The following is an 11,873-nucleotide window of genomic DNA, read 5'->3' as shown; positions in this document are numbered from 1 at the left end:
GGCCCCGGCGCGGACTCAGCCGATCCAGTCGGCGAACTTCCGACCGGTGAGCTGCTCGTACGCCTGCACGTAGCGGGCGCGGGTGTTGGCGACGACGTCGTCGGGCAGCGGCGGCGGGGGCGTGTCGGAGGCGCGGTCCCAGCCGGAAGCGGGGGAGACCAGCCAGTCGCGGACGTACTGCTTGTCGAAGGAGGGCTGCGCGGCGCCGGGGGACCAGGTCTCGGTGGGCCAGTAGCGGGAGGAGTCCGGGGTCAGCACCTCGTCGCCGAGGACGACCCGGCCGTCGCGCAGGCCCAGCTCGACCTTGGTGTCGGCGAGGATGATCCCGCGGCTCCCGGCGTGCTCGGCGCCGCGGGCGTAGAGGCGCAGGGTCAGGTCGCGGACCTGCTCGGCCAGCTCGACGCCGAGGGTCGCGGCGACGGCGGCGAAGTCGATGTTCTCGTCGTGCTCGCCGATCGCGGCCTTGGTGGCCGGGGTGAAGATCGGCTCCGGCAGCCGCGAGCCCTCGGTGAGGCCCGCGGGCAGGGTGATGCCGCAGACCGCGCCGGTGGCCCGGTAGTCGGCGGTGCCCGAGCCCGCGAGGTAGCCGCGGGCGACGGCCTCCACCGGCAGCATCTCCAGGCGCCGCACCAGCAGCGCGCGGCCGCGGACCTCGGCGGGGATGCGCGGGTCGTCGTAGGCGACCATGTGGTGGTCGACGATGTCGGCCAGCAGCTCGAACCAGAACACGCTCATCGCGGTCAGGACCCGGCCCTTGTCCGGGATCTCGGTCACGAGGACGTGGTCGTAGGCGGAGATCCGGTCGGAGGCGACCAGCAGCAGGTGCTCGTCGTCGACGGCGTAGAGCTCGCGCACCTTCCCGGCGGCGACCCTGGGGTAATCAGCGAGCGTGGACACGTTTGCGCAGCTTACGTGCCGCTCAGGCCGCGCGGCGCAGCAGGCGGGTCAGGCCGGTGGCCACGGTGGAGGCCAGAATCCAGCCCAGGGCGATGAACACCGCGGAGATCCATTGGGAAACACCGCCGATCGTCCACTTGTTCTTGTGTCCGAAGTCGACGATGGGCACGAGCAGGTCCAGTGTGTACAGCAGGGGGTTCCACACCAGCTCGTCGTCGGCGTTGGTCTCGCGCGGCTCGGGGATGAGGAAGAACCACCCGGTGCCGATGACGAGGAAGGCCAGCAGCCAGCTCAGCGCCCGGGTCGGGCGGTAGCCGTAGCCCACGGTGGCGCGCTGCAGCCAGCTCCACACCCGGATGCCGGGGCCGGTGAACCCGGCCCCGTCGGCGAGCGCGCGGTAGCGGTGGCGCTGCTTCTCCACCAGGACGGTCGCGGCGTGCTCCTCGTTGCCCGCCGCCCGCAGCATCGCGGCGAACTGGTCGTACGGGCCGGGGCTGTAGAGGTCGCGGGTTCCCTTGCGCAGCCAGGCGAGCCGCGTGCCGACCCGGTCGTCGTCGGCAGGCGCGATCGGGTCGGCGAGGGTCTCGTAGCGGAAGTCCTCCAGCTCGACGCGGCCGTGGGCGGACCACAGGGCGGCGTTGTCGGCCAGCGACGCGCAGCGGGCGTGGCCGAGGTCGACGCCCCCGCGCGGCGCGCCCGCCACGGTCAGGCGCAGCTCCTGGGTGTGCAGGCCGAAGGCGTTCACCGCCACGGTGCTGTTGCCCGCGCCCAGCTCCGCGCCCAACTCGGCGCCCGCGAAGTCGGTGACCCGCCCGACCTCCGTGCGGCGCAGCCGGACCTCCCCGTGCGCGGAGAAGGGCTCGTCGCCCGCCGCGCAGATCAGGTCCCGGCCGATGCGCGCGACGCGCAGGTCCAAGGAGGGCTTGGCGCTCGCGTCGCGGTGGTAGACGCCCGGGGCCAGCAGCCTGCTGCCGCGCAGGTCGAGGTTGGCCTCGATCTTGGCGCCGGAGAGCAGGACCGAGCCGAACACCAGCACCGCGCGGGCGTCGAGGTTGCCGCCGACGGAGAACCGTCGCCCCTCCACCGCGTCCCCGCACCGGTTGCTGATCACCGCCCGGTCGAGCAGGACGCTGCCCCGCACGGCCACCTCCACCAGCCGCACCTGCCCGGCGATCCGCGCGTCGCGCGCGTCGATGTTGCCGCCGACCCCGGTGCCGTCCAGGTGCAGCGACCGGTCGGGGTACGGGCCGGGGGCCGCGCCGGTCTCGGTGAACCCCTCCCGCCCGCCGGAGAGGTCGATCCGCGCCTGCGAGAGCCGCAGCGACCCGCCGATGGTCGCGTTGACGACCCGCACGGTCCCGATGCTGGTGAACCCGCGGTCGAGGTTGACATTGCCGTCCACTTTGGACCGGTCAGCGACCAGCGTGGCGTTGGGGTCGAAGAACGGGTCGTCCGGCGGGACGGGGCGGGAGTGCTCGGTGCGCGGCCTGAGCTGGGCCCCGCGCATGGAGACGTCGCTGTCCACCCGGGCGCTGGGGATGAAGACCTGCCCGACGCTGCGGAACGGGACGCCCTGCGGATCGATGGTGAAGTACAGGTTGCCGCCGACCTGCATCCCGTTGCCGTTCAAGGCGAAGCCGCGGGGGTTGTCCAGGTGCGCGCCCGCGAAGTTGACGTTGCCGCCGGTGCGCAGGCCGGGGATGCGCACCTCCCCCCGGCTGGTGAGCCCGGCCGCGAGCAGGGCGCCCGCCAGCTGCAGGCGGTCGCCGTGCAGGGCCGGGCGGCGGCCGTCGCGGCTGATCAGGGTGCTCTGGCGCAGGACGAGGGTGCCGCGGACGTCGGCGTCGGTGAGGTCGACGGTCCCGGTGACGACGGTCGCCTGCAGGACCAGGTCGTTGTCGGTGCGCAGGTTGCGGGCTTGGAGGCCGGGCAGGGCGCAGTCACGGAACTCGATGCCCGCGAGCTTGCCCTGGCGCAGGTCGGGGGGCCGCTCGAACCGGCAGCGTTCGAACTCGAGGAGGGCGAACTCGCTGTTGCGCAGGTCGAGGGTGCCGGTGATGTAGCGGTCGGTCCACCGGTGGACGGCGGGGGCGGCGAGCCTGCGCTTGCGCGGGACGCCGCCCGCCTCCTCGTCGGCCGCGTGGCGCAGGACCTCGTCGGCGCTGATGTGCGCCCAGGCAGGCGGGTTCTCGTCGTGCGGGTCGAGCGTGCGGTCGTTGCTTTCCGTCATGTCGATGACACCCCCCGTCACCAACAGTGAAGCACAAGGGCGGGCCTCGACGGCCGCCTTGAGTCGGGCGGGGGGTGACCCGATTACAGGACCTTGCTGAGGAACTCCTTCGTCCGCTCCTCACGCGGGTTGCCCAGGACCTCACGCGGGTGGCCGTGCTCGACGATGACGCCCTCGTCCATGAAGACCAGCGAGTCGCCGACCTCCCTGGCGAAGCCCATCTCGTGGGTGACCACGACCATCGTCATGCCCTGTTCGGCCAGGTCGCGCATGACCTCCAGGACATCGCCGACCAGCTCGGGGTCCAGCGCCGAGGTCGGCTCGTCGAAGAGCATCAGCTTCGGCTCCATGGCCAGCGCCCTGGCGATGGCCACGCGCTGCTGCTGCCCGCCCGAGAGCTGGTTGGGGTACGCCGTGGCCTTGTCGCCCAGGCCGACCTGCTCCAGCAGCTCCAGCCCGCGCTCGCGGGCGGCGGCCTTCGACTTGCCGAGCACGCCGATCGGGGCCTCGGTGATGTTCTGCAGCGAGGTCATGTGCGGGAACAGGTTGAACCGCTGGAACACCATGCCGATCGAGCGCCGCTTGTGGGCGACCTCGTCCTCGCGCAGCTCGTGCAGCCTGTCGCCGCGCTGGCGGTAGCCCACCAGCTCGCCGTCGACGTAGAGCCTGCCCGCGTTGACCTTCTCCAGGTGGTTGATGCAGCGCAGGAAGGTCGACTTGCCCGAGCCGGACGGGCCGATCACGCACATGACCTCGCCGTTGCCGACCTCCAGGTCGATCCCGCGCAGCACCTCCAGCCTGCCGTAGTTCTTGCGGACACCCTCCGCGCGCACCATCGGTTCGGTCATACCTGATCACTCCCGCTGGTCAGCAGCCGGTTGACCAGCCCGCGCTCGGCCTTGGACGAGCGGGACAGGCCGCGCGAGTACCGGCGTTCGATCCGCATCTGGACCAGCGTCAGCACCGAGGTCAGCGCCAGGTACCAGAGCGCGGCGGTGATGAGCAGCGGGATGGTCTGGAAGTTCCGCGAGTAGACCTGCTGGGCGGCGACCATCAGCTCGTAGTAGCCGATCACGATCACCAGCGACGTCGTCTTCAGCATCGAGATCGTCTGGTTGCCCGTCGGCGGGATGATCACGCGCATGGCCTGCGGGAGCACGATCCGGCGCAGGACGCGGCCGCGGGTCATGCCCAGCGCGCCCGCCGCCTCCGTCTGGCCCTCGTCGACGGACTGGATGCCGCCGCGCACGATCTCGGCCATGTAGGCGGCCTCGTTCAGGCCGAGCCCCAGCAGCGCCGCGGTGAACTGGGTGATCAGCATGTTCGTGTCCCAGGACACGAACTCCGGACCGCCGAACGGGACGCCGAGGCCCAGTCGCGGGTAGAGCGCGCCGATGAAGAACCAGAAGATCAGCTGCGTGATCAGCGGGGTGCCGCGGAACAGCCAGATGTAGCCGCTGGCCACGCCCGAGGCCAGCGGGTTCCCCGACAGCCGCATGATCGCGAGCACGATGCCGCCGACCACGCCGATGATCATTGCCAGCACGGTCAGCAGCAGCGTGTTCTGCAGGCCCTGGATGATCCGGGGGTCGAACAGGTAGTCCCAGACGACCGGCCAGCCGAAGTTCTTGTTGGTGACGATGCTCGTCGCGGCCTGGGCGAGGAGGACCGCGAGGATCGCGCCGGTGACCCACCGCCACGGGTGGCGCACCGGCACGACCTTCAGCGGCTGGTCCTGCCCCATCAGCCCGCGGGCTCGGGGTTGACCTCGGCGCTGGTGATGGCGCCGCTCTGCACGCCCCACTTCTCCAGGATCTTGGTGTACGTGCCGTCGCCGATCAGGGCCTGCAACGCGCCCTGCACGGCCTTGGCGTAGTCACCCTTGCCCTTGGGCACGATGATCCCGTACGGCGCGGTGTCGTACGGCGCGCCCGCGGTCTCCAGCGCGCCCTCGGTCTGCTTGACCGCGTAGTCCACGACCGGGGAGTCGGCCAGCATGGCCTGCGCGCGCTTGGCGGTCAGCGCCAGCGTCACGTCGGTCTGGTTCTGGAACTGGGTGACGGTGATCTCCGCCTTGCTCGCGGACTTGCACTCCGCCGACGCCTTCTCCAGGTCCTCGACCTGCACGGTGCCCTTCTGCACGGCCACGTTCTTGCCGCACAGGTCGTCGATGGCGATGCCGTCGGGGTTGCCCTTCAGCACGGCCATCGAGGTGCCCGCGCTGAAGTAGGACACCATGTCGACCTGCTGCAGGCGCTCGGCGTTGATCGTGAACGACGACATGGCCAGCTCGTACTTGCCCGAGGTCAGGCCCGGGATGATGCCGTCGAACGCGCCGTTCTGGTACTCCATGGTCAGGCCCAGCTTGGCGGCGATGGCGTTGCCCATGTCGATGTCCATGCCGACGGCCTGGTTCTGCTCGTCGACGAACTCGTTCGGCGGGTAGCTCTGGTCTTGGCCGACGACGATCTTTCCGTCGGAGGCGATATCGGCAGGGACGAGCGCGGCGAGCGCCGGGTCCTTGGCGACCGTGGGGATCTCCGCGGTGGCGCTGCTCTGCCCGGCACCGGGGTCTTGCGGGGCGCCGCTGCCACCCGAGCCACACGCGGTCACGGTCAGCGCGAGCGCCGCGAACCCCGTGGTCAGCTGGGTCAGCCTGCGGAACTGTCGTCGGGACACCATCTACTCCTCGTGTCTGGTTAACCGGAGTGCAGGGGATACTGCCACCCAGGCACCGGTCCGCACAGCACGGCCTTGGTTACGGACGCATCACCATCGGCCCGGCTTATTTCCCGCTGGTGCCGGGCCAGCCCGCGATGAGGACGGCGACCAGGGCGGTCCACCCGGTCTGGTGGGCGGCGCCGAGGCCCTCGCCGGTGTCGCCGTCGAAGTACTCGCTGAAGGTCACGTGCTCGCGCCAGAGCGGGGAGCCGTCGGCCTCGATCCGCTCACCGTCGGCGGGCCTGCGCCCGTCGCGGCCGGGCAGGAACAGCGAGGCCAGCCGCTGGGAGAGCTCGCGCGCGGCGTCGCCCGCGGTCAGCTGGGTGCCGGAGCCGGTGGGCAGCTCCACCCGCAGGTCCTTGCCGTGGAAGGCGTCGAGCACGTGCAGCGCCTGCACGAGCAGGGCGTTGGTGGGGAACCAGATCGGGCCGCGCCAGTTGGAGTTGCCGCCGAACATCGGGGTGCGCGACTCGCCGGGCTCGTACTCGATGCGGTGCGGCCAGCCGTCGATGTGCACGTCGACGCCGTCGCGGTGGGCCGCGGAGAGCGAGCGGATGCCGTGCGGGGAGAGGAACTCGTCCTCGTCGAGCATCCGCCCCAGCACCCGCTGCAGCTTGCGCACGTCCAACAGGGACAGCAGCGCGCTGCGCTCGCCGTCGGTGTGCCAGGTCAGGAACTGACCGAAGGCGGGCTGGCGGCGCAGCAGGAAGTTCAGCCGCTCGGCGAAGTGCGGCAGCTCGGTGAACACCCACGCGGGCAGCGGCGCGACGGCCAGCAGCGGGATCAGCCCGACCATCGAGCGCACCCGCACCGGCTGGGACTCCACCGCGCCGTCGTCGCGGACCCGGGAGAGCAGGTCGTAGCAGAAGCCGTCCTCGTCGTCCCAGATCGGCCGGTCCGCCGAGCCGAAGTGGGTGGAGGCCTGCGCGATGCAGAGGAAGTGCTCGACGAACTTCGTCGCCACGTCCTCATAGGCCTCGTCCTCGCGGGCCAGCTCCAGGGCCATCTGCATCAGGTGCAGCGCGTAGGTCGCCATCCAGGACGTCGCGTCGGACTGCTCCAGGCGCCACCCGCCCGCCAGCGGCTCGGAGCGGTTGACCGGGCCGATGTTGTCCATGCCGAGGAAGCCGCCCTCGAACAGGTAGTTGCCCTCGGGGTCCTTGCGGTTGACCCACCAGGAGAAGTTCAGCAGCAGCTTGTGGAACACCCTGGCCAGGAACACCCGGTCACCGCGCCCGGTCGCCGACTCCTCGGCGCGGTAGACCTGCAGCGCCGCCCACGCGTGCACCGGCGGGTTGACGTCGCCGAAGGACCACTCGTAGGCCGGGAGCTGGCCGTTGGGGTGCATCAGCCACTCGCGGCACATCAGCAGCAGCTGGTCCTTGGCGAAGGCCGGGTCCACCACGGCGAACGGGACCATGTGGAAGGCCAGGTCCCACGCGGCGAACCACGGGTACTCCCACTCGTCGGGCATGGACAGCACGTCGGCGACGTCGACGTGCTTCCAGTGCGCGTTGCGCCCGTACGGGCCCTGCCGCTCCGCCGGGGCGGGCGGGTGCGCCGGGTCGCCCTCGAGCCAGTCGCGCACCCGGAAGCGGTAGTGCTGCTTGGTCCACAGCAGACCGGCGTACGCGCGGCGGACCACGTCCTTCTCGGCCGTGTCCAGGTGGCCCGCGACCTCGTCGTAGAACTCGTCGGCCTCGGCCTTGCGGTCCCACATCGTCGCCATGAACGAGCGCCCGAACGCCGCGCCGTGCCCGCTGCCCGCCACCAGCCGCAGCCGCACGCGCACCGTCTCGCCGGGGGCGACCTCGGGGAAGTGGTACCAGCCCGCGGCCTTGGTGCCCGGCTGCGACGCCGCGCCCTCCTTGACCACCTGGCAGGCGTCGGTCATCTTGCTGACGATGTGGTCGCCGATGCCCGCCTTGGTGTAGCGGCTGGGGTTGACCGCCCGGTTGAACAGGCCCGCCTCGTCGGTCTCGTTGTCGGTGACCAGCAGCGTGGGGGCGCCGTCGAAGTGCAGGGTGTAGCGGCCGAGCAGGGTGTGCTCGGCCAGCACGCGGCACCAGCCGTCGGCGGAGGAGGCGATGAGCGCGGGCCTGCGGGCGTCGCGGCCCCACGACCAGGTGTTGCGGAACCAGACCTGCGGGACCAGGTGCAGCGGCGCGGCCACCGGGCCGTGGTTGGTGGCCGCGATCTCCACGCACAGGTCGTCCGGGGCGGACTTGGCGTAGGTGACCTCGACGTCGAAGAAGCGGTTGCCGTCGAGGACACCGGTGTCGGACAGCTCCGGCTCCCGGCCGTCGCGGCCCGCGCGGGCGGCCATCTCGCGCAGCTCGGCGTAGGGGAAGGCGGCCTGCGGGTAGCGGTAGACCATCCGCATCCAGGAGTGGGTGGGGGTGCCGTCGGTGATCCACCAGTACTCCTTGGCGTCCTCACCGTGGTTGCCCTCGGCGTTGGACAGCCCGAAGTACCGCTCCTTCAGGATCTCGTCGTGCCCGTTCCACAGGGCCACCCCGATGTTGAGGAACCCGTGCCGGTCGCAGACCCCCGCGATGCCGTCCTCGCCCCACCGGTAGGCCCGCGACCGCGCCTGCTCGAACGGGAAGTGCCCCCACGCGTCCCCGTGCGGTGAGTAGTCCTCGCGGACGGTGCCCCACTGCCGGGCAGCCAGGTAAGGCCCCCACAGTCGCCATGGCGCCTGTGAGGACCCGGACTCGTCCAGCCGCTCGCGCTCGCTCATCCACGCCAGTGTGACCGACGTTGCTGACATACCGGAATCGCGCACATGCTGGTTGAGGGTGTCGTAGGCTGCGTGTCACACAGGGTGAACGTAGGGGGCAGAAGCGCGTCATGCAGTCGGCATTCCACGACATCAGCGCCTCGCTGGCGCCCATCGCAGGCGCACCGATGTCGTCCGGACCACCCCCGATGCCGGGTGAGACCACCGGCGGCGGGGGCGGGGGCAAGTTCACCTTCGAACCCGACGAGATCCGCGCGATCGTCAAGGACTGGCTGGACCTCGCCGAGGAGTACAACGACTCGATCCAGCGCTCTGACGACCTGGTCCGCGTGCAACCACCGGGGGACGAGTACGCGAGCGAGTTCCACGCCAACGCGGCCAGCCACTCGGGCACGCTCTACGCGCAGTCGCTGCAAGAGAAGCAGCAGTACTGCTTCAGTCAGGCGCAGAAGTTCCAAGACGCGCTCCATGACTACCTGGGGACCGACCGGCAGAACGTCCGCAAGCTCAACACGGCGGGCGAGGGCTCGTCGAAGCCCGGGGGAATCTGACGTGCGTGCCCTTTCGCTGGCCGCTCTGGGAACGGTGTTGATCGGCGCGCTGGTTGGCTGCACCACCACTGACCCGGGTGAGCCGACGTCGACCACCGGCACGGAGACGACCACCCCGGCGACCGGTGGGCCGACCTCCGACTCCCCCACCACCTCGGCAGGGCCAGGCTCCGGCGCCCCCCGGGTGGCCGACCCCGTCGAGACCGCCAGGTTCCGGGACGACCCGTGCCTGTCGCTCAGTGCGGCGCAGATCAGTGACCTCGGTGTCGAACCGCCCGGCAAGGAGGAGCCCGCCGCCGACGGCAAGGCCTGCCTGTGGCGCAACGACCAGGGCGGCGCGGTTCACCTCTTCTGGTCGAACACCCGCGGGTTGGAATCGGTCTACCAGGCCAATGCCCGGGGCGTGTACGAGCTCTTCAAGGAGATCCCGGACGTGGGCGGCCTGCCCGCGGTCGTGGCCAACCAGCTGGACCGGCGGGAGAACGGCAACTGCGGCGTCCTGGTCGGCACCTCGGACACCACGTCTTTCATGGTGGGCCTGAGCCAGTCGGGGGACAAGGTCGGCACGGCGGACCCGTGCTCGGTGGCGGCGGATGTCGCGGACATGGTCGTGACGACCATCAAGGAGGGCTGACATGACGGGGATGACGGCCTACGAGATCTACCAGTCGCTGCACAACGGGCGCGGTCCTGGCAGTCTCCAGAACGCCTATGACACGGCCGACATCGAGGCCCAGCGCGAGGCGGAGCGGGCCAAGCGGATCAAGGAGCTGGCGGGCAAGATCGAGGCGGGCTGGCAGGGCGAGGCCGGGGCGGCCGCGTTCGGGGCGGCGCGGCCGATCGCGATGGTGTCCACGGTGGGGGCGGCGAACCTGGAGCTGACCCACAACCTGCTGAACCAGCAGACCTACTCCTTCGACGCGGCGCGGGCGAACGTCAAGCCGGTGTCGGAGAACCCGCCGGAGACGGGGTTCCTGGACGACATCTCGCCCTGGGACACCGACACCGAGAAGGAGCAGGCCCAGCACGCGGCCGACTCCGACCACAACATCCGGGTCTACCGGCAGTACGACGAGCAGAGCTTCAACAACGAGACCTCCCTGCCGATGGACTACTCCACCCTGGAGGACCCCGGCGGCGAGATCGGCGTGCAGCGCCCCGACGACCCGCCACCCCCGCCCGGCAAGGACGACGGCGGCGGCGAGGACGAGACCACCCCGCCCGGCACCGGCGAGCGCCGCGACCCGACGCCCCCGCCGACCATCAGCGGAGACCAGGACGGCACCCGAGCGCAGGCGGACATAACCCGGCCCCAGGTGAGCATCCCGCCACCGAACCCGCCGCGGCCGCCGGTCCTGCCCCCGATCCCGCCGATCACCCCACCCGTCACGCCCCCCGTGAACCCGCCGCTCCCGCCCGGACTCCCGCCGTACGGCCCCGGTCGCGGGACGGGTGACGGCACCGGGCGTGGCACCGGCGGCGGTACCGGGCGTGGTCCGGGCGGCGGCGGCACCGGGCGCGGTCCCGGCGGCGGCGGCACCGGGCGCGGTCCCGGCGGCGGCGGCACCGGGCGCGGCCCCGGCGGTGGACCTGGCGGCGGACCCGGTGGTGCAGGCGGTTACGGCGGCAGGCCCGGCGGCGGCTTCGGTCCCGGCGGCGGCATGGGCAGCACCCCGAACGAGGCCGGGGCGCGCGCGGGCGCGGGCGCGCTCGGTGACCAGCACGGCCAAGGCGCCCGAGGCGGCGGCCCAGGTGGCAGTCCGGGTGGTGGCCCGGGAGGCGCGGCGGCGGGCCAGGGTGGCCGCGGCGGCGCGGGCATGGGTGGCGGCGGCATGGGCGCAGGCGGCGCGCGTGGCCAGGGCGGTGAGGACGAGGAGCACACCCGCGCGTCCTTCCTCCAGGAGGACGACCCGGAGGCGATCTTCGGCACCGACCAGCTGACCGCGCCGCCGGTCATCGGGGAGTAGGCCGTGCCGACCATGGCGAAGGTGGAGCTGTCGGTCAGCACCCTGTACCGGCTGCTCCACCAGCTGGACCTCGGCGAGCCGCACCCGCTGTTCACCGGCGGCGAGCGCTACTACTCGCCGCGCTTCAAGCAGGAGGCCGACGCCGAGCTGCGCCGCGCCCTCGACGCCGCCGGGCTGAACACCTCCCGCGGGCTCGACCCGGAGTTCGTCGAGCTGCTGACGGTCATGCAGCGCGCCCACGTCGAGTTCTACGGCTGGCTCTACGACGCGGAGGGCCCGTACTCGGTGCTGACCGCGGCCGCGGGCCGGGCGGCGGTGCTGGCCGAGCGGGCCGGGGACAAGGTCACCTTCGAGTGGGTCGACGCGGCGCGGCTGCTCGACGCGTTCCTGTTCCGGCTGCCGACCACGCCGCCCGCCCGCGGCGAGGCGATGTCGGTGCGGCTGACCGACCTGTCCGACAAGCCTCGCGGCGGCGACTTCATGCGCGCGCCGTCCTCGGCCCGCCCGCCGGAGGCGCGCAGGTTGGAGGCGCTGCTCAGGGCCCCGCGCAAGGGTGGCGGCAAGCTCTACACCGCCAGGCGCGACCCGCACGGGAGGCGGGTGCGGGCCCAGGACTGGGTGGACGCCATCGACCTGCAGGAGGGCCGCTGGGCGCTCTACCGGGTGCGCGGGCGCGGCGAGCCGTTCGTCACCGCCGTCCCTGGCACCGTGCCGGTCATCGGCAAGCGGCTCAGCGAGCTGCAGTCGAGCCTCCACTAGGCTCA

General features: G+C 71.9%; 10 protein-coding genes. 4 read left to right on the top strand and 6 right to left on the bottom strand.

Annotated features, from left to right (window positions below):
* Positions 1-15: 15 nt before the first annotated feature.
* The 6 genes from ACTG9Q_RS02050 to ACTG9Q_RS02025 form a co-directional block, all read right to left on the bottom strand.
* Complete coding sequence (locus tag ACTG9Q_RS02050; protein WP_455570824.1) at positions 16-897, bottom strand: phosphoribosylaminoimidazolesuccinocarboxamide synthase; 882 nt, start codon at positions 895-897, stop codon at positions 16-18.
* Positions 898-919: 22 nt separating this feature from the next.
* A complete protein-coding gene (locus ACTG9Q_RS02045) occupies positions 920-3,127 on the bottom strand; it encodes a hypothetical protein (RefSeq protein WP_455570823.1) in 2,208 nt (735 codons plus the stop codon).
* A gap of 83 nt (positions 3,128-3,210) precedes the next feature.
* Positions 3,211-3,975: an amino acid ABC transporter ATP-binding protein gene (locus ACTG9Q_RS02040; protein ID WP_455570822.1), complete on the bottom strand. Its 765-nt coding sequence runs from the start codon at positions 3,973-3,975 to the stop codon at positions 3,211-3,213.
* The gene (locus tag ACTG9Q_RS02035; RefSeq protein ID WP_455570821.1) at positions 3,972-4,871 is read right to left on the bottom strand and encodes an amino acid ABC transporter permease; all 900 of its coding nucleotides are present in this window, start codon (positions 4,869-4,871) and stop codon (positions 3,972-3,974) included. The genes ACTG9Q_RS02040 and ACTG9Q_RS02035 overlap by 4 nt, the downstream gene beginning before the upstream one ends.
* The gene (locus ACTG9Q_RS02030) at positions 4,871-5,806 is read right to left on the bottom strand and encodes an ABC transporter substrate-binding protein (protein ID WP_455570820.1); all 936 of its coding nucleotides are present in this window, start codon (positions 5,804-5,806) and stop codon (positions 4,871-4,873) included. The genes ACTG9Q_RS02035 and ACTG9Q_RS02030 overlap by 1 nt, the downstream gene beginning before the upstream one ends.
* Before the next feature lie 106 nt (positions 5,807-5,912).
* Positions 5,913-8,591 carry an MGH1-like glycoside hydrolase domain-containing protein gene (locus ACTG9Q_RS02025; protein ID WP_455570819.1) on the bottom strand — a complete coding sequence of 893 codons (2,679 nt, stop codon included), beginning with the start codon at positions 8,589-8,591 and terminating at the stop codon, positions 5,913-5,915.
* A gap of 110 nt (positions 8,592-8,701) precedes the next feature.
* Between ACTG9Q_RS02025 and ACTG9Q_RS02020 the strand changes: the two genes are divergently transcribed.
* From ACTG9Q_RS02020 to ACTG9Q_RS02005, 4 genes are read left to right on the top strand one after another with little or no spacing between them, the layout of a single operon-like run.
* On the top strand, positions 8,702-9,142 hold the full coding sequence (locus tag ACTG9Q_RS02020; RefSeq protein WP_455570818.1) for a hypothetical protein: 441 nt from the start codon (positions 8,702-8,704) through the stop codon (positions 9,140-9,142).
* Between the two features lies 1 nt (position 9,143).
* The gene (locus ACTG9Q_RS02015; RefSeq protein ID WP_455570817.1) at positions 9,144-9,776 is read left to right on the top strand and encodes a DUF3558 domain-containing protein; all 633 of its coding nucleotides are present in this window, start codon (positions 9,144-9,146) and stop codon (positions 9,774-9,776) included.
* Position 9,777: 1 nt separating this feature from the next.
* On the top strand, positions 9,778-11,109 hold the full coding sequence (locus ACTG9Q_RS02010; protein WP_455570816.1) for a hypothetical protein: 1,332 nt from the start codon (positions 9,778-9,780) through the stop codon (positions 11,107-11,109).
* Between the two features lie 12 nt (positions 11,110-11,121).
* Positions 11,122-11,868, top strand: coding sequence for an ESX secretion-associated protein EspG (locus tag ACTG9Q_RS02005; protein ID WP_455571302.1), 747 nt, complete (start codon positions 11,122-11,124; stop codon positions 11,866-11,868).
* The last annotated feature ends 5 nt before the right edge of the window (positions 11,869-11,873 follow it).

It is taken from the genome of Actinokineospora lacus (assembly GCF_053813445.1).
This window is presented reverse-complemented; position numbering and strand designations above follow the sequence as displayed.

Coding starts and splice junctions, on each gene's coding strand:
- ACTG9Q_RS02010 (WP_455570816.1), top strand. CDS start 9,778: ATGACGGGGATGACGGCCTACGAGATCTACCAGTCGCTGCACAACGGG.
- ACTG9Q_RS02045 (WP_455570823.1), bottom strand. CDS start 3,127: ATGACGGAAAGCAACGACCGCACGCTCGACCCGCACGACGAGAACCCG.
- ACTG9Q_RS02040 (WP_455570822.1), bottom strand. CDS start 3,975: ATGACCGAACCGATGGTGCGCGCGGAGGGTGTCCGCAAGAACTACGGC.
- ACTG9Q_RS02005 (WP_455571302.1), top strand. CDS start 11,122: ATGGCGAAGGTGGAGCTGTCGGTCAGCACCCTGTACCGGCTGCTCCAC.
- ACTG9Q_RS02020 (WP_455570818.1), top strand. CDS start 8,702: ATGCAGTCGGCATTCCACGACATCAGCGCCTCGCTGGCGCCCATCGCA.
- ACTG9Q_RS02035 (WP_455570821.1), bottom strand. CDS start 4,871: ATGGGGCAGGACCAGCCGCTGAAGGTCGTGCCGGTGCGCCACCCGTGG.
- ACTG9Q_RS02025 (WP_455570819.1), bottom strand. CDS start 8,591: ATGAGCGAGCGCGAGCGGCTGGACGAGTCCGGGTCCTCACAGGCGCCA.